Origin of the sequence: Gilliamella sp. App6-5 (assembly GCF_001690525.1) — a bacterium.
GTDB lineage: Bacteria > Pseudomonadota > Gammaproteobacteria > Enterobacterales > Orbaceae > Gilliamella > Gilliamella apicola_H.
In genome coordinates this window covers 26,384-51,577 of the sequence record NZ_LZGT01000032.1, presented here as the reverse complement: position 1 = coordinate 51,577, position 25,194 = coordinate 26,384, and the positions used below count along the sequence as shown (strand labels likewise).

The following is a 25,194-nucleotide window of genomic DNA, read 5'->3' as shown; positions in this document are numbered from 1 at the left end:
CTGTGACATAGGTATCGGTAATTAAATTATGTTTGCCATCAACCGTTCGGTGATCTAAGTAGAAGAACCCTTTAGGCTTGCCTTCCCGATGCATAAAGCCACTGTCTGGATCTGTTGTACTGACTTTAACCTCCTTGTATTTCTCTACCGTCGATGGCTTTAAGGCTTTTTTCCGTTTAATTCTCTTTCTGCGTTGATGGCTTGATTAAGCGCATCAATATATTGACTGGGCTCAACAATACGCTGCTCATTACGTGCTTTGCCTTTATTGGCATTTGCTTTTAGGTGAGTACTGTCCGTATATAAAACCCGACCACTTATCAACCCTTTGGCAATGGCCTGCTCAACAATATTATCAAAAATCTGTTGATAGATTTCACTGTCATTAAACCGACGGCGACGATTTTGGCTTCAATCACTTTTTCGGTTAATCCCATTCCCAGAAACCAGCGGTAAGCTAAATTGACCTGAATTTCCTGAACCAGACGACGTTCACTGGGGATACCGAAAAGATACCCCAATAGCATGATTTTAAACAGTCTGACCGGATCTTCTGCCGGACGACCGTTATTCGGGCAATAAAGTGGTGCTACCGCTTCTCGAATAAATTCAAAATCAATGACTTTAGCTATTTTACGAACAAGATGATTTTGAGGGACAAGCGCATCTAGCGAGATTTGCTCTATTTTTTCTGGTGTCGCTGGAGTTGGTTTTTTAGCATAGAAGAACTTCTCTTATAATGGACTCCTCTCTATTAGATCAAAGAACTCGCCAAAAAGCGAGTTCTTTGTCATCAATCTGACGCTAATAAGCGTCTTTTTATTATTGGTTATGTTTGTGATTTATTTTTTAGCTTGTTCAGCAGCTTTAACGATTGCGGCAAAAGCATCGGCTTTTAATGATGCTCCACCAACTAATGCACCATCAATGTCTGGCTGAGTAAATAGTTCGGCAGCATTTTTATCGTTAACAGAACCACCATATTGAATGATCACTTGTTGTGCTACCTTTGTATCTTGTTTGGCAATATGATCGCGAATAAATTTGTGGACTGCTTGCGCCTGTGCTGGAGTTGCTGATTTACCAGTTCCAATAGCCCAAACTGGTTCATAAGCAATAATAGCACAGTTAAATGCTTGAACGCCAAGCGCTTTAATAACTGCATCAATTTGGCGCGCGCAAACAGCTTGTGTTTGACCGGCTTCGTTTTCGGCTTCGGTTTCACCAATACATAATACAGGTACTAAACCAGCCTCTTTAATTACACCAAATTTTTTAGCAATAAATTCATCAGATTCTTTGTGATAAGTGCGACGTTCAGAATGACCAATGATAATGTGAGTTACGCCAACTTCTTTGAGCATATTGACTGATACTTCACCAGTAAAAGCACCCGATAAGTTAACTCCTACATCTTGTGCACCTAAAATAATATTAGATTTACCTAATTGATGTTTGATAAAGTCTAAATAAACAACTGGTGGGGCAATGGCAATATCGCATTGAGTATTGGTTGATAGCTCATTTTTTAGCTCTGCCACTAAGTTTTTTGCCATTTCAATACTACCATTGAGTTTCCAGTTACCCATAACGAGAGGTTTTCGCATAATTTTCTCCAACTTAAGATTTAAAAAGGTGTTGATTTCAGAATGAATTGGTTATAATACTATCTATTATACATCAAATAAATTGAGCTTGAGGAAAAATATGTCATTAGAAATATTAAATCAATTAGAAAGTCGAATCCAACATACAATTAATACTATCACTACATTACAACAAGAGATTGCTACTTTAAAGCAAGGTAATCAAGAGTTGGAGCAACTGATTAATGATAGTTCTGATGAAATGAAAGCGTTACGCGACGAAAACGAAAAACTGAAACAAGATCAGCAAGTATGGCAACAACGTATTCAAACTTTACTAAGCAAGATTGGTGAAATAACACAGTAATTGATTCGATTTTTTTAACGCGACTTAGGTCGCGTTTCTTTTATATTATATTCATCATAATGGCGAAGATTAAATCTAATGCGACAAAAGCTAAAATCTCTCTGGCTGACCGAAACCATCCATTTAATTGAAACTGAGTCTGGACGATTTGCCGACCAAGATATTAACCGACAAGTAAGAGCAGAACAAATATCGCTTACAGATCGAATTGTGATGCGAGCAACCATGTTGTCTAAACAAAATGGGCTATATTCGGCGCAAAAAATACTGTTGCGATCTGTTAAATTCTCTTTTGTGCTATTACTGTTGTTATCTGTGTTTTTGGGGAGTTCTTTAGCATTGGGGGCGTTAAGCCAAAATCCAATCAATTTGTATTGGGTACTTTTTAGCTTATTAGGTGTGCATCTAATTACATTATCTATTTGGTTTGGTTCGTTCTTATTTTTTGCTAATTTTGGTGGAAGTTTATTGATTCATTGTTGGTTATGGTTAGCTAAAAAGCTTTCTCAAAAAAAGACAGTGCAGCAACTTATACCGGCGTTTGTTGAGCTGTTTGGATCGCGCATTCGTTGGCTTATCGGTTTTGTGCTTAATCTGTTTTGGACTGTGATCTTAAGTAGTTCGTTATTGGTGTTAGTTGTGCTATTTTCAACCAAGCATTATAGCTTTGAATGGCAAACAACGCTGCTTAGTTCTGATACTGTTATTGCTTTAACTCACTATTTAGGTTACTTACCATCATTATTTGGTTTTGAAATTCCTAAGGACGAAGTCATAAAACTAAGCGAACATGCGCTAAGCGCTGGTGAAGTACGTTCATCATGGGCTGTTTGGTTGCTTGGCGTGTTTATTGTCTATGGATTGGTGGTACGATTTTTATGTATGGTATTTTGTGGTGTTAATTGGTTGGTTAGTTGCCGTCGAATTACGCTAAATACTACACACCCTGATTATCAGATATTAGCAAATCAATTACAGCCACTGTCTGTTAAGATTGAGGATGCAGATCAATTTGGCAGTACTAGCAATCAATGGTATTTACCAATACATTCAATTGAAAACGGCGAGGGTGCATTTTTGGTTGCAATAGATGTGCAAGAAAGTTGGCATTATCCAGAATCTGTTTCATTTTTAGGTTTTTTAAATACTCGTGAGCAGCGTAGCAAGATTTTAGATTATTTACAATTGACACCAGCCAAAAAACTGTTAATAGCGATTGATACCGATAGATCGCCCGATCGGGGGGTATTGAATTTTATTCATCAGTTGATTAATAAATCACTGCAAACTCGTATTTGGTTTATTAATCAAGGCAAACAGTATCATAATTGGCAATTGCTATCTTTTCAGTTAGCTCAACCTGATTGGCTAAGCGAGGACCTTTAATATGCTATCAACGTTAAAATTAGCAGTAGTCGGTCATGCTAATGTTGGAAAAACGTCGTTACTTCGTACTTTGATTCGTAACAGTCATTTTGGTCATGTGTCTGATAGCCCCGGTACTACAAGACATGTTGAATCAATAACATTGCCACTTGAACATAATAAATCGATTGTTTTTTATGATACCCCAGGGTTAGAAGACAGCTTAGCGCTTTATGATTACATTAACCAACTTGTTCCCGCTAATTCAAAACTTGATGGTATTGATAAATTAACATTTTTTTTACAAAGCCCAGAGTCCGAAAACGTATTTAATCAAGAAGCTAAAGTGATCAGACAATTGTTAAATAGCGATGCAGCCATTTATGTCATTGATGCACGCGAGCCAGTATTGGCCAAGTATCACGATGAATTAGCTATTTTAGCCAATAGTGATAAACCCATATTAGCCGTTTTAAATTTTATCTCTGGTAGCGATCAGAATGAAAAGGAATGGAAAAAGTTACTGTCACGCATTGGGATTCATGCTATTATACGCTTTGACGCTATATTTCCTCCCCTAGATGGTGAGGAGCGTTTATATTATAGCCTTGCTTTACTGGTTGAGCCAGCTAAAGAAATATTAGATAATTGGCTAGATAAAGTCGCACAAATTCGTGAATCTCGCAATCAAACCGCTAATCAAATTATTGCTGAAACTCTTGTTGATGTCACGGCCTTTTACGAAATGGCTAAATTAAATGATAATCAAGCAATTACTGATATGCAAAATAAAGTCAGAAAGCGAGAACAAATAGCGATTAACGAATTACTAAAGTTATATCAATTCGATTCAACTCAAGAGAGTGAAGAAAATTTGCCTTTAATCAAAGGTCGTTATAATGCTGACCTTTTTAATGTTGATGCATTTAAAACAATGGGTATTCATTTGACTAAAGGCTTTGTGTCTGGCGCAACGATAGGTGCAAGTATTGACTTAGCAACCGGAGGAATTTCGCTAGGCTCGGCTGCGTTAATTGGCGCAGCTGTGGGTAGTTTAATGCAAACTGCAAAACATTATGGTGCTAGAATGCGGTATCAGCTTTCTGGTTATAGTAAATTAAGTGTTGATGATGTTATTATTTGTTTTCTTTCTTTGCGATTAATTCGCCTAAAAGAAAGTCTAAATCATCGCAGCCATGCGGACATGAGTCCTGTTAAATTATCTAAATTAGATAAAAGTGAATGGGAAAAGGGAATATTACCTAAAAGCCTAAAGGTAGCAAGACGTTATTCGCATTGGTCGACTTTAAATAAAGGAATAAAAAGAAATGACAAAAAAAGACAATCGACTATTAGGGACGTTGCTGAGCAATTGCATTAATTTACAGCAACTTTTTTTAATAACTACGTTGATCTTTTCTATCTTTATGTTATTTGGTTGTAGTACTAGCCAAGGTCAAGTTGCTGTTAAGAGTACTAAACCTAGCCCAACTATGTTAGCTAAAATAGAATCTCACTATAAAAAATGGCAAAATACGCCATATCGTTATGGAGGTACAACTTTAGCGGGTAGTGACTGTTCTGCTTTGGTGATGAACTTTTTCAAAAATAAACTTTCAAAAACCTTACCGAGAAGTGCTGCAGAGCAAGCTAAATTAGGTGTCAAGGTGAAGAAGCCTAAAGCAGGTGATTTGGTGTTCTTTAAAACGGGTCGTAGCCGTAGTGGTTTACATGTAGGTATTTACTATGCAGATGGTAAATTTTTGCATGCTTCAACGTCGAAAGGGGTTACCTATTCTAACTTAAATGAAAGCTACTGGAAGAAACATTACTGGATGGCACGCCGTTTAACTGGTAGCTAACATTGAGATTTATCTAGTATTTAAATTAAAGCGTTCTCAATTTAATTGATTTAGAGCGCTTTAATTATTAATTTGGTTTATGATTAAATCATCGCTTTTTCTCTTAATTCCCGCATTACATTAGCTATATAAAGCATTTCACTTGGTGTGCCGAGTGATATACGACACCAATTAGTTGCCGGGGAAAAATCTCGACCTACTAATATAAATTTATGTTTCATTAATTCACGATAATCATTTAACTTGATAGGTACTTTATGAAACATAAAATTAGTTTCTGATTTAAGATAATGTAGTCCCAATTCTGACAATACTTTTTCCATAATCTCGCGTGACACATCAACTACTTTTTTGGAGTAGGTCAAATATTGAGTATCATTTATCGATGCTAATGCGGCACAAACACCACAATAGTTCAATTTTTCACCTGCTACATACTGTTCTATATTTTTAATGTTAGCCTCTGTGCTAACAATGTAGCCTACACGTAAACCAGCCATTGCATGAATTTTAGAAAATGTTTTAAGTAATACAATATTTTCATATCCTTGTGTAATAAATTTGTCTGCTGATTCAAAAGTAGGATCATTAACAAATTCAGCATATGCTTCGTCGAAAATAAAAATTGTGTTTCTAGGTTTACTTGATATCCATGATTCGATCTCATTAATGCCAAACACAGTCGAAGTTGGATTATTTGGATTAACTAAATAAACAATAGAAAATCCTTGATAATCTTCAACCGCTTTTTTTAATCCTGCTATATCAATTTTCCAATCAGTTAAACATGGAACTTTGGTTATTTTTAAATTAAAAATTTTTGCAAAATGCTCACCATCACCATAAGTAAGTTCTGGTATAACTAGTTGTGTATCTGGTTTTACAAAAGCGGATATAGTACTGCGGATTCCTTCTGACGAGCCAGCAGTTAATAATATTTGACTTTCTACCACTTGGTGATGTTTAGCTAATGCTTTATTTAAAAGCGGCATCTCGGCTTTTGCATATCTATTAGCTTTAGGTATGGCATCAATAGCTGCTTGTTTGGCTCTTGGTGACATGCCAAGTGCATTTTCGTTAAAGTTAAGTCGAACAGGATTAGTGGCATCTGGCGTGACAACTTTATCAAGCATAGGTAGTGAGAATGAAATTGATTTTTGTACTTCTTGTGCATACGCTTTTGCTAACAATTGATTAACCGATAATCCGGCTATTGCTACACTTGAAAATGTGATTAATTTTCTTCTACTGATATTTAAGTTAGACATCATGATTCACCTCATGTTTAATTGATCCTTATTGGGTCAATTATTAATTAAGCAAAAATAATACCAAGTTTTTAATGTTCAATGGATAGCTTGATTTATGTGGTAACAACGGCGAAAAGTAGGAAATGATGTTGTTGCTATCAGTACATGTTGATTTGAATATGCACAATATTGGTGCTTTATTGCTCAAGAACGTGTATAAAAAAGGACCGTTATAAATAACAGTCCTTTGGAATGTTTTGTTAAGTAGCGTGGTTACTGTTAGCTATCTGCCGGTGTTTCAATATCTGAATAGGTTGCCAGCATCTGCAAAAACTTATATTTAGAATTCACCATTTTGGTTGAACGCTCATGCAAGGTGTTGGCAATCACGGGTTCAAGTGTTTCTAAACGGCGAAAACGCTGTTCTTTTAGTAAGATACCGGTTAATGACTCGCTGTTTGGCGCTTTTGAATCTAATACCAAAGCTGGTTTATCTTCTGCCATACGGCGTGGATCGTAACGATACAAAGGCCAGAATCCTGATTTAACTAAATCCTTCATCTGCTCATGCGATTTAGCAAGATCATAGCCATGTTCTTCACAAGGGCTATAAGCAATAATGAGCGATGGTCCATCATATGCTTCGGCTTCTTGTAAGGCTTTGAGAGTTTGATTTAGCTGTGAGCCTAACGCAATTTGTGCCACGTATACATGCCCATACATCATTACACTCACACCAAGATCTTTACGGGCTTTATGCTTACCTAAATCAGCAAATTTTGATACCGCGCCCATTGGGGTGGCTTTTGATTGTTGACCTCCTGTATTAGAATAACACTGGGTGTCTAACACCAATACATTTACGTTATCGGTTAAGCTCATGACATGATCAAGCCCGCCAAATCCAATATCGTAAGCCCAACCATCACCTCCAATGGCCCAAACTGATTTATCTATCAAGTAATTTGCATCTTGCATCAATTCTTGCGCTTGAAATGAGTCGAGATGCGCTAGCTGTTCACATAATAACTCGACTTGTTGCCGTTTTTCAGCGATAGATGTCTCTGATGATTTTAATGCTATGACAATTTCGGGCGAAATGTCACCAGCAACATAATCAAGTAAACGCAATGCCCGTTTTTTATGTTGATCATAAGTAATACGATACCCTAATGCAAATTCAGCATTATCTTCAAATAGTGAATTTGCCCAAGCCGGCCCACGACCAGCATTATCAGTAGTGTAAGGTGATGATGGAAGATTACCGCCATAAATGGATGAACACCCAGTGGCATTAGCAATCGCCAAATGGTCGCCATAAAGTTGCGTTAACAATTTAATATATGGCGTTTCACCACAACCAGCACAAGCACCTGAATATTCAAATAGCGGTGTAAGTAATTGCGATGTACGCACATCAATGCGTTCAAGCGTATTAATATCGCGATCTGGCAATGTCGTAAAGTAGTCAAAATTGGTGCGTTGAGTATCAAGGTTGTCGATACGCGATTGCATGTTAATTGCTTTAATTGCAAAATTATTGCGATCGCGGGCAGGGCAAACTTCGACACATAAGTTGCAGCCAGTACAATCTTCTGGTGCAACTTGCAACACATAGCGTTGACCTTTCATATCACGGGCTTTGACTTCAAGCGAGCTTAATGAGTCTGGTGCATTAGCCATATCATCGGGCGCAACAACTTTTGCACGAATGGCAGCATGTGGGCAAGCAACAGCACAATGATTACATTGGGTACACAGTTCGGGTTGCCAAATTGGAATTTCTTCAGCAATGTTACGTTTTTCCCATTTAGTTGTGCCTATTGGCCATGTACCATCGGGTGGGAATGCTGATACTGGTAAGCTATCACCCAAACCAGCTAACATAGCAGCAGTGACTGTTTTAACAAAATTAGGCGCGTTAGCTGGCACAATTGGTGGCATCATGGCACTACTTTGGTCAACACAGCTAAGAGGAATTTGCTCAAGTGAGGCTATAGCTAAATCGAGTGCTTTCCAGTTATTTTCAACCAAATCTTGTCCTTTACTGCTATAACTTTTTGCAATGACTTCTTTTAATTGGGTAATATTAAAATCATTTTTAAAAATTTCAGCTAGGTGAAAAAACGCCGCCTGCATAACAGTATTAATTCTTGCTCCTAAATTACATTCACGTGCAATTTTTGCTGCATTAATGATATAAAAATGTGCTCGTTTTTGAATTAATTGCACTTGGACTTCTTTCGGAAGGCGATGCCAAATTTCATCTTTGCTATATGGCGTGTTAAGCAAAAAGATACCATCGTCTTTTAATTTATTAACAATTTGATATTTATCGATAAACTGATCTTGGTGGCACCCAATAAAATGGGCACTGGTAATTAAATAAGGGGAATCAATTGGCTCTAAGCTAACTCGTAAGTGCGAAGTAGTCAAACCACCTGCTTTTTTAGAGTCATAAACAAAATACCCTTGTACATAAAAAGGTGAGCTATCACCGATAATTTTAATATTATTTTTGGTTGCCGACACTGTGCCATCACTACCAAGCCCATAAAATAGGGCTTCAAGAGCGGATTTTTGTGGAATGGATTGTTCGGGTAATGGTAAAGAAAGCCCTGTTATATCATCATAAATACCAACGGTAAAACGTGATTTGGGTTTATCTAATCCCAGTTCGCTAAAAATGGCAAGTACACAACGAGGATCAAATTCTTTAGATGATAACCCATAACGTCCACCTATAATAAGAGGCATAGTTGCGCGTTCTTTGCGCGATAGACTTTCAGCAAATGCGGTCATAATATCTAAATAAAGCGGTTCGGCTTGTGCTCCCGGCTCTTTGGTTCTATCAAGAACGGCAATTTTATTAACAGTACTTGGAATAACTTCGAGCAGATGATTGGCTGAAAATGGGCGGAATAGCCTAACGATCACAACCCCGACTTTTTCGTTTTGTTTAAGTAAAACATCGACTACTTCTTTGGTGGTGCTCGCACCAGATCCCATAACTATAATAATATGCTCCGCATCACTAGCACCATAATATTCAAAAGGTTGATACTTTCGGCCAGTTTCTGCTGCAAAAGCATCCATAGCATCAACAACATGTTGATAGACATTATCATAATAGGTATTTATTGCTTCACGACATTGAAAGTAGGTATCTGGATTAGCTGATGTACCGCGTGTTACTGGGTTATCAGGTGTTAAAGCACGCGAGCGATAGGCTTTAATGGCTTCGTGTGGTAATAAGTTACGGATTTGGTCATCGCTAATTGGATAGATTTTATTAACTTCGTGTGACGTTCTAAATCCATCAAAAAAGTGAATAAAAGGTACGCGACTATTAAAGCTGGCCATTTGCGAAATTAAGGCGAAATCCTGCGCTTCTTGCACTGAGCTAGAACAAAGCATCGCAAAACCAGTTTGCCTAATTGCCATCACGTCAGAATGATCGCCAAAAATTGAAAGAGCATGCGTTGCAACGGTACGCGCTGCAACATGCAAAACAAAAGGAGTCAGTTCGCCGGCTATTTTGTACAGCGATGGGATCATTAAAAGCAAACCTTGTGATGAAGTAAACGAAGTTGCAAGTGCACCTGTCATTAATGAACCATGAACGGTTGCAATTGCACCTGCTTCGGACTGCATTTCAATCACTCTTGGTGTATCACCAAATACGTTTGGCTTGTTAAATTCTGCCCATGTACTAGCCTGCTCTGCCATAGTTGAGCTTGGTGTGATTGGGTAAATAGCAATGACTTCGTTTGCTCGATAAGCGACGGATGACACCGCACTATTAGCGTCTGATATGATCATTAAAAAACCTTTTATTTTATAGTGTTATGACATTACTAACTTATTATAAATTTGTATTATTGTATCAGAAACTAACATAGCTTTTCGTTATTTTTATGTTAAATTTTTTATCATTACAACTCTAGATAAAAATATCGATAAAAACTAAAGTCAATTAACTTAAACTTTAGAAATTATTCACGTTGTTTATTATAATTTGAGTTATTACTTATAAAAGTAAAGATCTTGTAATGTATTAAATATATGATATTTCTAGAATATAAGATATTAAAACAAATACCATAATTTTCTACGTAAGTTGTGTATTGATTACGGGGGGAATTTATACAACTATGATTTGCTTTTTAGATTATACTTTTATAAAAAGTATTTAAGAGTATATACCGCTTAAAGCTAAAAAACTAATTATTATCAAAAAATATCTCAAAGATAGATACTTTTATCTCAAGCCTAACAAAGTATTACAAACAGTAACAAAAAAACTAGCGAAGTCATTTTAAGTAGTCTATAATTCAGACACTTTTGCAGTATTAATTGCTCATTAAATAAGCGATTAATTATTAAAAATTCAAATAAAACAAAAATTTACTTTACGGGTGGAATGTTGTGCGCTATCGTATTAGGCACAAGCATTGGCAATCTTTTTCCCTAAATCTTTCTAATTATCACAGTAGTCAAAAACAGACACTATTCTTATTTTTGTCATTGAAGCTGGCAAAATATCTCAAATTTTCGCTAAAGCGCAAATTTTTATCAAAATCGTTGTTGTTTTTTGCTCCATTGTTATTATTACCGTATTCGCTAAGTTTACAGGCATTATCAGCGCAAACTTCAGGCGTTATTCAAGGTACAGCACCGTATTTAATGTTTGATGGTGGAGCAACCAAGGTAAAAAGCGTTGAAGGGTTGTTAGGCATAAAACTACCGAATAGCAGTTATATACCACCAGGTATAAATAGCGTTCTGTACCCAAATGCGACAGTAGATATCTCAAGTGTAGACAACCCAATAGAGATGCCAAATATAACCAATATTTTTGCTGATATTCAAACCATAGTGCCTGTTTCAAATTATCCTGAAGTTTCGTTAACTAATTTGGTTAATGCACCATATAATTATGGTCGAGATGATGACGGGGATAGAGGTATTAATGCAACAGGTATTTTGACGATTAAATGGCAAGATAGCAGTGGTAAAGATATTACGGAGGATGTTAAAGCTAACCCAAATATGAAATTAGATTTTTGCAATGCACCTTATCAGCTCACATTAAGTGCAACGGAGGGCTATTTATCAACTGAATACGGTATACCTAAAACTACTTACTTTAATAATGCGAGCCATAGTTACTATATTAATCCGAATCGAATAAATGCAAAAGTCTGTTTTGCACAGCCAAGTTTACATGCACAACAAGGTGATGAACAAAGGGAATATTGGGTTAGAAAAAAAGGTTTTAAAGTGCAACCATTTAACAACCCAACTAATAATTTTCCAATGACAGGCTCAAACAAAATGTTTTTCTATCTGCTGTTGGTAGGTATTACACCAGAGCAAGTTATTGCAGTCAATGGCTCAACAGTACAGGGAATTGAAGGGAACGTAAGATTGCAATTAAGTGCGGCAACTACGCATGGTTGGGGAAGTATTAGCTATCCAGAGAGGGTGTGGGATCTAAAAGTTGAACTAATTGGACCGACTCTAAGCTGGGAAAATAAAGAATTCTTATCAACAGAATTTAAATTATATTCTGATAATATTGGCGGTCACTTAATTTATAATTTTAAAATAGAGCGTTGGTTTATCCCTCTCCCTGGAGAAGCAAACGGGTATTGGAATGCACATAATTTTTGTAACAGTTTAGGATATGGTTATCGGATTCCTGGTGTTGAAGATTATACTAATGCGAATCGTCCAGATATTGGTTGGAATAGTGGGATACCAGGCAGAAATATCGATATGTACCGAAGAGCTTTAAGTTACCGAGACGGTAACCACTGGGTTGGAGGATTCTTTAATGAGTGGGGCGTTATGAGCGACGCAAATAGTGGTTATCCTGATACTGACTGGAATGTCTACGACTATTGGGCTTATCAAACGCGAAGTAGGAATGAATGGTATAGCGTTGGTTCGGGTGGTGGTAACATTAATACTATTGCTATTTCTAGTCATTTATATAATACAAATAGAGTAGCATGTGTAAGTCCTTAATGTGATAAAGTAATTCGATCGTTTGTCACAAAATAATAGCTAAAAAAGATTTATTAAATGATACAGTTAGACGTTTGCAAATTGTTACGAGCTGGCAATAACGATCTGAAAAAGTAGCATATTATCCATCTAATTTATTATCTTAATGGATTAGATGGATAATATGAAAATACAATTTATTTTATTACAACGCGCTCGCCTGATGTAGCGTGTTTAATTTCACCTAATAACCACGCTTTTTCACCATGGTTATTTAGTAAAGTAATTGCTTTATCGGCTGATTGTTTAGGTAATGCGATAATTAAACCGACACCACAGTTAAAAGTGCGGTACATTTCGTAACGACTAACATTACCAGCTTGTTGTAGCCAATCAAATATGGCTGGCCATTGCCAACTTGATTCATTGATGACTGCTTGAGTATTGTCAGGTAAAACACGCGGAATGTTTTCCCAAAATCCACCACCTGTAATATGGGCAATGGCGTGCACTTCAACTTGAGCGATAAGATCAAGAACAGACTTAACATAGATCTTAGTTGGTGCAAGTAAGTGATCGGCAAGAGGTTTGCCATTTAGCTCTTCGGTAGCAGGGTTTACGCCACTGACTTCAATAATTTTACGTACTAATGAATAGCCATTAGAATGAGCGCCGCTTGAAGCTAATGCAATTAATGCATCGCCATCTTGCACTTTGCTACCATCGATCATGGCTGACTTTTCAACAACGCCAACACAAAATCCAGCTAAATCATAATCATTATTATGGTACATACCCGGCATTTCAGCCGTTTCACCGCCCACTAAAGCACACCCTGATTGTTTACAACCCTCAGCAATACCAGTTACCACAGTGGCTGCAACATCAACATTAAGTTTACCTGTAGCATAATAATCAAGGAAAAATAAAGGCTCAGCACCTTGTACAATCAGATCGTTAACACACATTGCTACTAAATCAATACCAATTGATTCATGATGGTTTAAATCCATTGCAAGGCGTAATTTAGTCCCTACACCATCAGTGCCGGATACTAATATCGGCTCTTTGTATTTTTGAGGAATAGCACATAGTGCACCAAAGCTGCCTAGTCCACCCATAACCTCTGGTCGTGTAGTTTCTTTAACAATAGATTTGATGCGATCAACAAGTTCATTGCCAGCATCAATATCGACACCAGCATCTTTGTAACTGAGAGATTTATTATTTGACACAGCAAGCAATCCTTACAATAGAAAGTAGATGATTATTTTAGCAAGGATGAAATTTAATGGCGATTAATTATTGATAAAATAACCAATTTATTAAAAATTGCTAATTATTTTCAAACCAACTTTCTAAAATAATGATGGCTGAAGTTGCATCTACATGACCTTTTTCTAATGCACGATAACCACGAGAAGCAAAAATGTGGGATTTTGCTTCAACGGTTGATAACCGTTCATCTTGTAAATGAACTTGATAACCAAACATGCCATGTAAACGATTGGCAAATTTACGCGCTCGGGCTGTTAAAGGTTGCTCGGTTCCATCCATATTTAAGGGTAAACCAACGACTAAAAAATCGGGTTTCCACTCTTTTAAAACCTTTTCGATAGCTTGCCAGTTGGGAATGCCATCACGCGCTTTAAACGAGCACAAAGGATTGGCAGTTTTAGTAATATCTTGACCAATAGCGGCACCAATACTTACGGTGCCAAAATCAAACGCAATAATGGTTGCCATGGATTATGCATTTCCCATTTGGTGCGAGATAGTATTCATATTGACCCCAAGCGTTTGAGCAGCTTTTTGCCAGCGCTCATCGATGGCAACTTCATAAATAATTTTGGGATCAGCATTGGTAACTAACCAATCATTACGAGCTATTTCGTCCTCAAGTTGTAATGACTGCCAGCTTGAATATCCTAATGCCAAAAAAATATTTTGGGGTTGTTCAGGGGAGCCAATTGATTTAAGCGCATCGAGCGAAGTACTAATCATCACATCATCCGAAATTTGAATGCTAGAAGCAAATCCTTGCTGAGGTGTATGTAAAATAAATCCTTGCTCATCAGCGATTGGTCCACCACAAAATACAGGATACTCTAATTCAGCACAACTTGTTGGCGAAGTAATTTCTAATCGTGTAAGGACGGTTGCCACGTTAAGTTCCATAATTGGTTTATTAATTATAATGCCCATGGCACCATTGCGATTATGTTCACAAATATAAATAACCGAATGGCTAAACAACGAGTCATCAAGTGTTGGCATAGCAATAATAAAATGATCTTTTAAATTCATAGGTTCACGTTTCGGTAAATTTTATAAAGCACATTTGCCAATTTTTACGTTGTGTTCAACATGACAGCGCATTAATAATTCAGGTTCATTGGTTTCTTCATTGATCGATTCAGAAACAATATCAAAATTCTGAGCAAGATAAAAATCAATTGCCGCACTATTTTTTTTATAAACATGCACTAATAATTCGTTATGGCGTTGTTTTGCCTTGTTAACTAATGCGTGACCGATTCCTTGCCGGCGGTGATCTTGATCAACAAACAGTCCTGAAATATAGTTTTCGGTTAAACCAATAAATCCTTGTACGCCGTTAAGATCTTGCACGTATAAAGTGGACATTGGAATGAGCATTTTTACTAAATCATAATTTTGTTTAAAAAATTCGGGATTGATAAATTCATGAGCTTGCAAATTACCTTGCAACCATATTGCCATTACGCTGTTTAAATCTTCGGGCTTATATTCTCTAATCATTGCTTAACTCTTTTTATTTAATCGATGTTCAATTGCGTCCATTAACATACCGGTGATTGACAGGTCGGGATTGGCAGCTTCTATTTCGCGAACGCAGGTTGGGCTGGTAACGTTAATTTCGGTTAACTTATCACCAATAATATCAAGTCCTACAAATAGAAGACCTTTTTCTTTTAAAATAGGAGCAATGCTTTTAGCTATATGCCAATCACTATCGCTTAATGCTCTAACTTCACCATGGCCACCGGCAGCAAGGTTGCCTCGTGTTTCGCCTTTTTGTGGAATTCGCGCTAAACAATAAGGTACAGGCTCGCCATCGACGACTAAAACACGTTTATCGCCGTCTTTAATCGCAGGAATAAAGTTTTGAGCCATGCAATAACGAGTGTTATGTTCGGTTAAAGTTTCAATAATCACTGAAACATTAGGATCGTCTTGTTTGATTCTAAATATAGATGAGCCACCCATACCGTCAAGAGGTTTTAAAATGATATCATGATGTGTTTGGTGGAATGCTTTAATATGCTGAGTTTGACGAGTAACCAGTGTCTCAGGGGTAAACTCGGCAAACCATGCAGTAAAGAGCTTTTCGTTACAATCGCGCAGACTTTGTGGTTTATTAACTACCAACACACCTTTAGCTTCAGCACGTTCTAAAATATAAGTAGCATAAATATATTCAGTATCAAAAGGGGGATCTTTTCGCATTAAAATAACATCAAGGTCAGTTAATGGTATGCTCTGTTCTTCGCTTACATCAAACCAATGATGATTATCGTTATAAACCGTTAATGTACGTGTTGTTGCATAAGCTTCACCATTTCGTAAGAAGAGATCATTCATCTCCATATAAAAAAGTTGATATCCACGTTTTTGTGCTTCATGTAGCATGGCAAAACTGGAATCTTTTTTTATTTTGATATGACTAATGGGATCCATTACAATGCCCAGCTTTATCATGATGACTCCTTACTGATGTTATCTTGTTTAATTAGATTTTATACTAAAACGTTGATATTTTCTGAAACTTCTTAACAGATGTTTTATGGTGATACTCAACGCAGTGCTTTCTGATATCATACTCGCTACAAGCGCAGTTGCAAAGTAATCATTACTTATCATCTGTATTTTGATGTATTTATCCAAGATCACCTAAATGCACTTGCAAAGCCGTTAGGGCGGTTAGTGCTGCCGTTTCGGTACGCAAAACGCGTGGGCCGAGCAAAATATCGGTAAACTGATAATTATGTGTCATGCTAATTTCATTAGCGGACAACCCGCCTTCTGGCCCAATCAGCAAATGGATTTGTGTATGTTCATTGCAGAGCTGTTTTATACCATGTTTTGCTTTAGGATGTAAATTAAGCTTTAATCCAGTAGTTAAGCTAGCACACCAACTTTCTAATTTCATGACAGGTTTAATTTCAGGGATTATGTTGCGACCACACTGTTCACAGGCAGAAATAACGATTTTTTGCCATTGTTGAACTTTTTTTTCTAGCCTGCTTTCATCAAGCTTGACACCACAACGTTCAGAAAGTAGGGGAGTAATACTACTGACACCCAATTCAACCGATTTTTGAATAGTAAATTCCATTTTTTCACCACGAGAAATAACTTGCCCTAAATGAATTTCTAATGGCGATTCACGATTATCCAAAATTCTTGTTGCTGTTTTTACCGTAACTGATTTTTTATTGATTTCCTGTATAACAGCAGGAATAATATGGTTTGAACCATCAAATAGAATAATATTTTCACCTACTTTCATGCGTAATACGCGAATAAGATGGTTAAATGCATTATCATCTAAAGTAATAACGCTATTTTGTTCAATAGTAAAAGGCTGAAAAATTCGAGTCATAATTACATATATATTATATTATTTGAAATAAATTATAGCGTAATTTATCAAGATTCGGTAATCTCTATTTACTGTAACTAGGCTTTTGGAATCAGGTATGAACAGATATAGCAAAGATAGAGTATTAATTGAAGGATTAACGGTTTTAACCACCATTGGTGTATATGATTGGGAAAAGACCATTAAGCAAAAGTTAATTCTCGATCTTGAAATGGCATGGGATAACCAACCAGCTGGAGAAAGTGACAATGTTTCTCTTTGTTTAGATTATTTTAAGGTTAGTCAAAGCATCACACAATTTATTGAGTCCTCGAAATTTGAACTTATTGAATGTGTAGCAGAAAAAGTTGCTGAAATGATTATTAAACAATTTGCTGTTAACTGGCTTAAAGTTAAAGTATCTAAACCAAATGCGATAGTTAATGCTCAAAATGTTGCCGTACTCATTGAGCGGACGGCAAATAAATAAACTAACTAGTGGTAAAAATACTGTAACAATGATAGATAATAAAAAGCAAGATTTAATTACTAACAAAAAGCATCATACAGCTAAAGGGTTTAGGCACGACGAATCTTTTAAAATAAAAATAAGTGAGTTTCTGCGTTGGCGTTTAGCGCGTAAAGTGTTACCGCCTAAAGTAGGTTATCAAACCTTTAATCAGACATGGTTTGAACCAATAGACTTTAGCTTATCAGGCGATAGGGTTTGGTGGATTGGCCATTCAACAACCTTGATTCGTTTAGGTGGCAAAATGATATTGACCGATCCTATTTTTTCTAAACGGGCTTCACCCTCACAATTAATTGGGCCCAAACGCCGAACACCGCCAGCTTTAAACATCGATCAACTACCACAAATAGATTTTATCGTGATTTCACATAATCATTATGATCACCTTGATTATCACAGTATACGCCAATTACTTGTGCGTTTTCCTCATATTGTGATGATGGTTCCTCTTGGTTTAAAACGAACATTATTAAGATGGGGGGCCAAGTGTGTTAATGAACTAGATTGGTGGGAGCGGGTAACTGTTGATGGGCTTAGTTTTTCGGCAACACCTGCTATACACTGGAGCAATCGTGGGTTATTGGATGTAAATAAGGCATTGTGGTGTGGTTGGATGATTCAATCTAATAGTGATAATCAAAATCAATTAACAACAGTCTATTTTATGGGGGATACATGTTATTCTTCTGAACTAAAAGCAATTGCCCAGCATTTCCCTTCAATTGATTTGGCACTAATTCCCATTGGTGCTTATGCGCCACGTTGGTATATGCAATCACAGCATATCGATCCAAAACAAGCTGTACAATTGTATGATGAATTACAATGTCTTTCAGCTGTTGCTATCCATTGGGGGGCATTTGAACTTGCAGACGAATCGTTAGATGAACCCCCTGAATTATTAAGTGAACTTCGAGAAGCGCGCACTTTTCATCTTGTAAAAATAGGCGGTTCTTTAGCTATCAATCGCATCAATTCTGGATTAAAATAATCTAAATAAAAACAAACGTAATACGGTTAATTTTTTATACGTTTGCCAAAAAAAGGAGAAAGAAATGAAAACGGTAGTTATTGGATTATCTTGTTTAATGTTTAGCTTAACGTTAGTCGGATGTGGAGGAAAAAACGACAAAGGCAAAACCTATCATTGGTCAAAAGCTCACGGAGTTTTAGAAGATTGTCGTGGCGTTATGAATAAATCACAACAATGTGCAGCTAATTCAAACAATCAACAATATCTATTTAAAATCGATAAATACTAATATGAGCGCATGGCTTATTTATGCATTGCTTTCCGCTATTGCTGCGGCATGTGTTGCTATTTTAGGAAAAATTGGCTTACAGCATCTTGATGCCAATACGGCAACAGCCATCCGCGCTATTGTGATGGCTATTTTTTTAGTGGGTGTGGTTGCTATTCAAGGTAAACTTAACCTTATCAATACCTTTTTTAATGATAAAAAGGCATTACTCATTATTGTATTGAGCGGTATTGCTGGCGCGCTATCTTGGCTATTTTATTTTATGGCGATCAAAGAAGGCAAGGTGTCGCAAGTTGCACCAATCGACAAGTTAAGTGTGGTTTTTGCTGTTGTGTTTGCCGCTGTTTTATTTGGTGAAAAGATCTCGTTGTTAGCTGGCGTTGGTGTCGCTATGATTGCAGTTGGTGCGATATTAGTGGCGTTATTTTAATCATGCGCCAATTTGTTGCTATAGCTAAATTGTAGAAAAACGCCAAGTTGTTTACACTTCATGGCTAAAATAATCCTCTAAAAACGCATAAGGCGTTTTCCCTGAAATCGCCTTATGCGGTTTAACGGTATTATAAAAGTTAATAAATCGCTTAAATTTTTGTTGCCTATCTTTTGAATCTTCGAAAATTTGCTGATTATGCCACATTGCCATTAAAGTACGTATGGCTCTTTCTGCTTTCCTATTCGTTTGCGGGTAGGCAGGTTTTGTAAATTTTTGATTGATGCGATGATTATTACCTGTTTAACAAATAGGTGTTCACTTGTGCCTTGATATTCACGCTCATTATCGGAATAAATACATTAAATGGTATATTATTCTTCATCAATAAAATTTATTAACTCATTAAATTTAAAGTAATTTTATGCTGAAACGGTATAGAATCCTGAATATTTTTAACAAGAATTGCGTCTTTTTTAATAAAGAAATAATCTGTTTTATCACTAACTATGTTATAACTATAAGAAATTTAAAGATTAATTGGTAGAATAAAAAAAGTGCAATATTTCCTATTTTATTTTTAATATTAATTTAATAAAAACAATGTTTTATAAAATCATTGTTATTTTAAGAATAATTAAAAAAGTTGGTAGAAATTTAAACTAAAATATTTTAATTATAAAACAAAATGTTATAATTGGTCTGTTCCCTATGCACATAGGGATAAACCGCTGTTGATAGCGTGCTATCAATGGCTTTTCAACTGTTCCCTATGCACATAGGGATAAACCGCTTTATTCATCTAAAAAATTTAATTCACCGAGCTGTTCCCTATGCACATAGGGATAAACCGTATATAACAATAAGTGGCGGTAAAATGGCGGTCTGTTCCCTATGCACATAGGGATAAACCGAATTCGAGCTCGAATTCGGTGTCGACCTCGAACTGTTCCCTATGCACATAGGGATAAACCGATAACGCTAAAGGTTTTTATATCTTATTGCAACTGTTCCCTATGCACATAGGGATAAACCGTACGAATGATGTTGAAGCAACTTCTTTGGGATAAATATTTAGAGTATAAAGAATGGAATGGCAACACATTTTCAAACAAAAAATGAAGGGGGTAAATGTTTTTTTAATTCGACGGGAGGCAAGTAGCCTAACGAAGAATGTAATCGTTTCTGATTATACCAATAGGCATAAGCCGAAAAATCGCGTTGTAACTCAGCTGTTGAGCTGAAACGTTGGCCTTTTACAAACTCGGTTTTAATTGTTTTAAATGTCGCTTCCGCTACCGCATTGTCATGTTAGGGAATTCGCTATAACTCCCTAACTCGGACTGGTCACTATAGCTATTTTGAACATCTAAGCTGCACATGCCTGAAATCACTATACCCAATCCATTCCACCAACCTAAACAAAAGCCTCAATATTAGGCAAAAAATTGTCAGGAAATATATTGATTTCATTTTATTTTTTGCTTATTAATAATATTTCAATCTATTAAAGCATTTCATAAAACTTAATTGAAGTCACACCTAAATAATTTTCACCCAAAAATCTCCCAAAAAAGCTAGCCAAGTTTTTTTAAAACGGTTATACTTTCACCGATTTTTAAAAATCAGCTTATTTAATAAGCAAATATATATAGAAAATCGAAATAAAACATAAATTTACTTGACAGGTGAACAGTAATGCATTATCATTTTAGACACCAGACACCAGACACCAGCACTGGCAAACCAATGTCTTAAATTTATCAAATAGACGCATCAGATGCGTTTTTCCTCTTGCCTCGTTTATATTCTCGAAGTTATTTCTCAAATCACTATCAACATTATCCCGAAAAGTCCTGTTGGCATTGTTATTATTGTCATGTTTATGGCATTTGCCAGCATTGGCAGGTCAAAATGGTCGAGGGGATAATCGTAGTGATGCCATAATACTACCACCGTCACAATGGGGAGAGCTCAAGTATGTAAGACCTATTCTTGAATCCTACAGACAATTCAGGTTTACTATCCCTGGTATATGGGATCCAGATTATGGAGCCTTAGTCCAATCAACCAATCCGGCATCATATGCGTTAAATTTTCCAACTACGGGAGCTGATGGACTTTATTTTTATTTACTCATGGTTGGAGAGGTTGATGAATTGATATGGGAGCCAGCCACGCATGAGGGGATCACCACCATATTGGAAAGAGTAACAAAAATACAATGCTTCGAGATCGAATTTAATTTGTGTAATGGTATAAATAGAAGCATGTCTTTTCTTAAGGTTACGCTAAAAGGCCCAGAGGCAAACTCTCAATGGCAGAATCCGTACCCAAGTCGAATTGCTGTGCCAAGGTTACCACAGACCTTTGAGATAATAGGTAGAGATAGTGAGGGGAACGAGGTAATTAAATATGGGTTTGTCCTGCAGAAGTGGTTTGTGATCCGTGGAGATTATAAATATGATCCGAGGAAAGGGTGGGGGGGGACCTTTCAAGAGCAAGAAGCTTGGTGTCCTAGTTTGGGGTATCGTTTGACACAGGTCAAAGACCTGACCAACGCAGTCTGTATTGATCGGGGTGATGGTAAGGATTCTACCAACCCCTACTTTGAGTGTCCAGGTGGTAAGGTTGGTGCCATGCCATCGTCACCTTATAATCGTGCCCAGCGCCGAATAGGGGCTGGATTTATAACTGAGTGGGGATGGCCGATGCATTATACTCATATCAACTCCGCTATGTGGATTTGGACGAGTGATTCAGATGGGGACTATGCGTACACAACGGGCACGGGCAGTGGAATGGTGGATAGAGTGTGGAAAGGTAACTATAGAAATACTGTTTGCGTTACTCCTTAGTCTTTATTTGTTAATCTGCAGGAACACGCCGATATTCTTACTGGTTAAAGGAACAAAAGGTTCAAGCGAGCTTTCTTTAGCTCGCTATAAATGGCCTAGCGACTGACCATAAAGCGGTTAGCCAAATCAATTGCGGTTATTTTTTCTTTATGATATAGACGCCATCTTTCTTGTCTATGATAAGGCGTTAATTTTGTTTTTTATTATATTTTCTCAAATTACTGAAACAACGCGAGGAATTCCTATAGCTAACTATTAGACACATAATAGTTAGCTATAGTTTACACCACAACTTAATGAAGTAACTGATTAAACAGCTCAACTGTCACCATTTCGCCTTTGTTGACATGACCACGATCTTGTTCAAGCACAATAAAACAGTTAGCTTGGTTAAATGACTGCGTAATATGAGAACCTTGTTGACCGGTTGTTGTTACTTCTAACTCACCTTGTTCATTAATTTGTAATATTCCTCTTTGAAAATCTAATCGCCCGATTCTTTTTTTGACGCTAGTTGCAATTTTTACTTTGAAAGATAAATCGATTGATGTGAGTTGTTGTCCTGAAAGCACTAAAATTAGTGGTTGTACCAATTGATAAAAAGTCACTAAAGTTGAAACGGGATTACCAGGTAAACCACAAAATAGCGCATTGCCAATTTTGCCAAAGGCGAAAGGCTTGCCTGGTTTCATTGCAATCTTCCAAAAATTAATTTGTCCTAATGTTTCAAGTGCTGTTTTGGTATAATCGGCATCCCCCACCGAAACACCACCACTGGTTATCACTAAATCCGCTTGGTTAGATGCGGTTATTAGCGCTTGTTTGATTTGAGTTGGATCATCAGGAATAATGCCGAGATCAACGATTTCACAATTAAGTTTGGTTAATAATAATTTTAGTGTGAAGCGGTTGCTGTCATAAATAGCGCCATTGTCAGATAATGGCTGACCAATTGGTGTTAATTCATCGCCAGTTGATAAAATAGCGACTTTTAACTTTTTAAAGACAACAAGATCACTAATGCCGAATGTTGCAAGTGTCGATAGTGTTGGTATCGTTAATTTAGTCCCTTTGTTGACTGTGATCGCACCTTTTTTAACATCTTCACCTATACGACGAATATTATCGCCAGCTTTTATATTACCTAAAAAGGCAATCCCCAAATCAGATTTTTCAGTCTGCTCTTGCATAACAACGGCATCAGCATCATTAGGCACAGGCGCACCTGTCATAATACGCAAACAAGTACCTTTTGGCCAATTAAGATTGCTTATATCATCGCCCGCAAAAATCGCCCCTGCTTGTGGTAACAACGTTGATTGTTTAAGATCCGCTAATCGAATCGCATAACCATCCATCGCAGAATTATCGAACCGTGGCACATTAATCGGTGAGATCACATTCTCAGCAGTGATTCGATCTAGCGCATCAAATAGTCCGACTTTTTCGCTAGTGAGTGATTTTACGGTTGATACGCTTTGTAGTACTTGCTGTTTAGCTTGTTGAAAAGTGAGTAACATAACAGTGGGCTGTCCTTATATTTACCAATCTATTATTGGAACAGTTGACAAGAAGTTTCAGGTAACAATACGTTTAAGTAAAAAAATAGATTTTATATCAATATTAATTAGTTATTATGAACATCAATATAACAACGTCGCCAAAAGGCGACGTAAAATAATCAACTATACATTAAATAAGAAGTTCATAATATCGCCATCTTGTACGATATAATCTTTACCTTCAGCGCGCATTTTGCCTGCTTCTTTAGCGCCTTGTTCGCCACCGTATTTAATAAAATCATCAAAAGCAATGGTTTGAGCACGAATAAAGCCTTTTTCGAAATCAGTATGAATTTTTCCTGCTGCTTGTGGTGCGGTATCGCCAACCGAAATTGTCCACGCACGAACTTCTTTAACACCTGCGGTAAAATAAGTTTGCAGGTTAAGTAAGCTGTATCCTGCGCGAATCACTCGATTTAAGCCTGGTTCGGTTAAGCCTAAATCTTGCATAAATTCATCACGATCGGCATCATCCAGTTCGGCAAGCTCTGCTTCAATTGCCGCACAAACAGGGACTACCACAGCTTTTTCTTGTTCAGCTATCGCTTTGACTTTATCTAAATAAGGATTGTTTTCAAAACCATCTTCATTCACATTAGCGATATACATAGTTGGTTTTAAAGTTAAAAAGCTCAAGTACTTAATTGCATCAAGTTCTTCTTTACTTAAATTCAGTAACAATAACTTTTTACCTTGTTCTAAATGTGGTAAACACTTTTCAAGGATTTCTAACTCAAATTTAGCGTCTTTATCGCCACCTTTAGCGCGTTTTTGCAGGCGTGTCATTGCACGTTCGCAAGCTTCAAGGTCGGATAGGGCAAGTTCGGTGTTAATAATTTCGATATCTTCAGCAGGATCTATTTTGCCTGCGACGTGAATAATATTGTCGTTTTCAAAGCAACGCACAACATGACCGATCGCTTCGGTTTCGCGAATGTTAGCCAAAAATTGATTGCCTAAACCTTCACCTTTTGATGCGCCTTTAACTAAACCAGCAATATCAACAAATTCCATGGTGGTTGGCAACGTGCGCTGAGGTTTGACAATTTTAGCCAGTTCATCTAAACGTGGATCGGGCATTGGTACAACCCCAGTGTTTGGCTCGATAGTACAAAATGGAAAGTTAGCTGCCTCAATACCTGCTTTGGTTAGTGCGTTAAAAAGCGTTGACTTCCCCACATTGGGTAGTCCGACAATCCCACATTTAAATCCCATACTGTTTGTTACCTTTTATCATAAAATGTCTGAAAAATAAGGGGCGATTATATACTAAATTGTGCTATTTGTGCCAATATTCTTATCGATAGATCAACCAATAAATGTCAGAATTACTCACGTTATTTACAGTAATTTGAGAAACGACTGTAATGAATATCCATAAAACAGTATCCCAGACAATAGATAAAGTGTTTAAATTATAAAGAAAATAATTGTCACCGATTTGGCTAAACGCTTTATGGTTAGGCATCCAACCATTTATCGCA

At 36.8% G+C, this 25,194-nt stretch carries 22 protein-coding genes, 2 pseudogenes and 1 CRISPR repeat array; of the genes and pseudogenes, 10 read left to right on the top strand and 14 right to left on the bottom strand.

Annotated elements, in window-relative coordinates; all coding sequences use genetic code 11:
- Positions 1–686, bottom strand: a pseudogene (locus A9G24_RS12450) (transposase); the annotation flags it as partial.
- Positions 687–842: 156 nt separating this feature from the next.
- Positions 843–1,607, bottom strand: coding sequence for a triose-phosphate isomerase (tpiA, locus tag A9G24_RS03920; RefSeq protein WP_065637858.1), 765 nt, complete (start codon positions 1,605–1,607; stop codon positions 843–845).
- A 100-nt stretch (positions 1,608–1,707) separates the two neighbouring features.
- On the opposite strand from tpiA, the gene zapB reads away from it, so the two are divergent.
- From zapB to A9G24_RS03900, 4 genes are all read left to right on the top strand, one after another.
- Entirely contained in the window at positions 1,708–1,953 is a 246-nt protein-coding gene (zapB, locus tag A9G24_RS03915) for a cell division protein ZapB (RefSeq protein ID WP_065637857.1), read from the top strand.
- 78 nt (positions 1,954–2,031) lie between these two features.
- Entirely contained in the window at positions 2,032–3,339 is a 1,308-nt protein-coding gene (locus A9G24_RS03910) for a DUF2868 domain-containing protein (RefSeq protein WP_065637856.1), read from the top strand.
- Position 3,340: 1 nt separating this feature from the next.
- Entirely contained in the window at positions 3,341–4,699 is a 1,359-nt protein-coding gene (locus tag A9G24_RS03905; RefSeq protein WP_065637855.1) for a DUF3482 domain-containing protein, read from the top strand.
- Positions 4,647–5,180 carry a C40 family peptidase gene (locus A9G24_RS03900; RefSeq protein ID WP_081303071.1) on the top strand — a complete coding sequence of 178 codons (534 nt, stop codon included), beginning with the start codon at positions 4,647–4,649 and terminating at the stop codon, positions 5,178–5,180. The genes A9G24_RS03905 and A9G24_RS03900 overlap by 53 nt, the downstream gene beginning before the upstream one ends.
- Positions 5,181–5,263: 83 nt before the next feature.
- Here the strand turns inward: A9G24_RS03900 and A9G24_RS03895 are convergent, their stop codons facing one another.
- Both A9G24_RS03895 and nifJ read right to left on the bottom strand, forming a co-directional pair.
- Positions 5,264–6,451: a pyridoxal phosphate-dependent aminotransferase gene (locus A9G24_RS03895; RefSeq protein WP_081303070.1), complete on the bottom strand. Its 1,188-nt coding sequence runs from the start codon at positions 6,449–6,451 to the stop codon at positions 5,264–5,266.
- Positions 6,452–6,709: 258 nt separating this feature from the next.
- The gene (gene nifJ, locus A9G24_RS03890; protein ID WP_065637854.1) at positions 6,710–10,252 is read right to left on the bottom strand and encodes a pyruvate:ferredoxin (flavodoxin) oxidoreductase; all 3,543 of its coding nucleotides are present in this window, start codon (positions 10,250–10,252) and stop codon (positions 6,710–6,712) included.
- A 606-nt stretch (positions 10,253–10,858) separates the two neighbouring features.
- On the opposite strand from nifJ, the gene A9G24_RS03885 reads away from it, so the two are divergent.
- Entirely contained in the window at positions 10,859–12,463 is a 1,605-nt protein-coding gene (locus A9G24_RS03885; protein ID WP_065637853.1) for a hypothetical protein, read from the top strand.
- Positions 12,464–12,639: 176 nt separating this feature from the next.
- On the opposite strand, the gene purM is transcribed toward A9G24_RS03885, so the two are convergent.
- From purM to rsmE, 6 genes are all read right to left on the bottom strand, one after another.
- Positions 12,640–13,677 (bottom strand): phosphoribosylformylglycinamidine cyclo-ligase, encoded by a 1,038-nt coding sequence (purM, locus tag A9G24_RS03880; protein ID WP_065637852.1) that lies wholly within the window; start codon positions 13,675–13,677, stop codon positions 12,640–12,642.
- A 100-nt stretch (positions 13,678–13,777) separates the two neighbouring features.
- Entirely contained in the window at positions 13,778–14,188 is a 411-nt protein-coding gene (ruvX, locus tag A9G24_RS03875) for a Holliday junction resolvase RuvX (RefSeq protein WP_065637851.1), read from the bottom strand.
- 3 nt (positions 14,189–14,191) lie between these two features.
- The gene (locus A9G24_RS03870; RefSeq protein WP_065637850.1) at positions 14,192–14,749 is read right to left on the bottom strand and encodes a YqgE/AlgH family protein; all 558 of its coding nucleotides are present in this window, start codon (positions 14,747–14,749) and stop codon (positions 14,192–14,194) included.
- Between the two features lie 21 nt (positions 14,750–14,770).
- Positions 14,771–15,223: a GNAT family N-acetyltransferase gene (locus A9G24_RS03865; RefSeq protein ID WP_065637849.1), complete on the bottom strand. Its 453-nt coding sequence runs from the start codon at positions 15,221–15,223 to the stop codon at positions 14,771–14,773.
- Positions 15,224–15,226: 3 nt separating this feature from the next.
- A complete protein-coding gene (gene gshB / locus A9G24_RS03860) occupies positions 15,227–16,183 on the bottom strand; it encodes a glutathione synthase (RefSeq protein WP_065637848.1) in 957 nt (318 codons plus the stop codon).
- 178 nt (positions 16,184–16,361) lie between these two features.
- Positions 16,362–17,087: a 16S rRNA (uracil(1498)-N(3))-methyltransferase gene (rsmE, locus tag A9G24_RS03855; RefSeq protein ID WP_065637847.1), complete on the bottom strand. Its 726-nt coding sequence runs from the start codon at positions 17,085–17,087 to the stop codon at positions 16,362–16,364.
- Positions 17,088–17,184: 97 nt separating this feature from the next.
- On the opposite strand from rsmE, the gene folB reads away from it, so the two are divergent.
- The 4 genes from folB to A9G24_RS03835 all read left to right on the top strand — a co-directional run bounded on the left by folB (position 17,185) and on the right by A9G24_RS03835 (position 19,290).
- Positions 17,185–17,556 (top strand): dihydroneopterin aldolase, encoded by a 372-nt coding sequence (gene folB / locus A9G24_RS03850; protein WP_065637846.1) that lies wholly within the window; start codon positions 17,185–17,187, stop codon positions 17,554–17,556.
- Between the two features lie 28 nt (positions 17,557–17,584).
- Positions 17,585–18,589 carry an MBL fold metallo-hydrolase gene (locus A9G24_RS03845; protein ID WP_065637845.1) on the top strand — a complete coding sequence of 335 codons (1,005 nt, stop codon included), beginning with the start codon at positions 17,585–17,587 and terminating at the stop codon, positions 18,587–18,589.
- A 64-nt stretch (positions 18,590–18,653) separates the two neighbouring features.
- Positions 18,654–18,860, top strand: coding sequence for a hypothetical protein (locus A9G24_RS03840; RefSeq protein WP_065637844.1), 207 nt, complete (start codon positions 18,654–18,656; stop codon positions 18,858–18,860).
- A gap of 1 nt (position 18,861) precedes the next feature.
- Positions 18,862–19,290, top strand: coding sequence for an EamA family transporter (locus tag A9G24_RS03835; RefSeq protein WP_065637843.1), 429 nt, complete (start codon positions 18,862–18,864; stop codon positions 19,288–19,290).
- 51 nt (positions 19,291–19,341) lie between these two features.
- Here A9G24_RS03835 and A9G24_RS03830 read toward each other — a convergent pair whose 3' ends face one another.
- Positions 19,342–19,575, bottom strand: coding sequence for an integrase core domain-containing protein (locus tag A9G24_RS03830; protein ID WP_065637842.1), 234 nt, complete (start codon positions 19,573–19,575; stop codon positions 19,342–19,344).
- Positions 19,576–19,992: 417 nt separating this feature from the next.
- Positions 19,993–20,326: a CRISPR direct-repeat array (repeat unit 29 nt; unit sequence CTGTTCCCTATGCACATAGGGATAAACCG).
- A 71-nt stretch (positions 20,327–20,397) separates the two neighbouring features.
- Positions 20,398–20,601, bottom strand: a pseudogene (locus tag A9G24_RS12445) (IS3 family transposase); the annotation flags it as partial.
- Between the two features lie 1,130 nt (positions 20,602–21,731).
- Here A9G24_RS12445 and A9G24_RS12655 point away from each other — a divergent pair.
- A complete protein-coding gene (locus tag A9G24_RS12655) occupies positions 21,732–22,148 on the top strand; it encodes a hypothetical protein (protein WP_141673051.1) in 417 nt (138 codons plus the stop codon).
- Positions 22,149–22,441: 293 nt separating this feature from the next.
- On the opposite strand, the gene moeA is transcribed toward A9G24_RS12655, so the two are convergent.
- Positions 22,442–23,668, bottom strand: a complete 1,227-nt coding sequence (gene moeA / locus A9G24_RS03820; RefSeq protein ID WP_065637840.1) for a molybdopterin molybdotransferase MoeA — start codon at positions 23,666–23,668, stop codon at positions 22,442–22,444.
- A 165-nt stretch (positions 23,669–23,833) separates the two neighbouring features.
- Positions 23,834–24,925 carry a redox-regulated ATPase YchF gene (ychF, locus tag A9G24_RS03815; RefSeq protein WP_065637839.1) on the bottom strand — a complete coding sequence of 364 codons (1,092 nt, stop codon included), beginning with the start codon at positions 24,923–24,925 and terminating at the stop codon, positions 23,834–23,836.
- Positions 24,926–25,194 lie beyond the last annotated feature (269 nt).